The sequence below is a fragment of the Ruegeria sp. BG11 genome (assembly GCF_056538565.1).
This window is the reverse complement of sequence record NZ_JBQFTH010000062.1, coordinates 1-555: the sequence shown is the minus strand read 5'-3', so window position 1 is coordinate 555 and position 555 is coordinate 1. Positions and strand designations below refer to the sequence as shown.

Annotated in this window: 1 protein-coding gene; it reads left to right on the top strand. The window is 55.7% G+C overall.

Features of this window, described 5'->3' with window-relative positions; translation table 11 throughout:
* A partial coding sequence (locus ACR0JF_RS23400) for a rhodanese domain-containing protein (RefSeq protein ID WP_480670141.1) occupies nucleotides 1–497 on the top strand: 497 nt, incomplete at its 5' end.
* Between the last annotated feature and the right edge of the window lie 58 nt (nucleotides 498–555).

Genomic DNA, 555 nt, shown 5'->3' with positions numbered 1-555 from the left:
CAATAGGCACGTTTGAAGGCGCAATAGACCCTGAAACGGCCAGTTTCCGCGATTTTCCGGCGTGGTGGGAAGAAAACAAGGACCGTTTTCACAACAAACGCGTCGCCATGTTCTGTACCGGCGGTATCCGCTGCGAAAAATCCACCAATTATCTGCTGGGGCAGGGGGTTGAGGATGTCTATCACCTCAAAGGGGGCATCCTGCGGTATCTGGAAGAGACGCCCGCTGAAGACAGCACCTGGCAGGGTGAGTGTTTTGTGTTCGACAATCGCGTATCCGTTGGCCACGGCCTTGTAGAAGGGCCACACATGCTTTGCCACGGTTGCCGCCGACCGATCTTGCCTGAGGACATGAAATGCCCGGAGTACGAACATGGCGTGTCCTGCCACCAATGTATCGATGAGACGTCCGAGGCCGATAAAATGCGCTTTCGCGAGCGGCAAAAGCAGATCCTGCTGGCGCGCGAACGGGGTGAGACGCATTTGCGGCAGGATTGAATTCGGGTTGCAGGCCATTGCTTTAGGTCGGATGATCACCTGGAAATCAGCTTGAAGG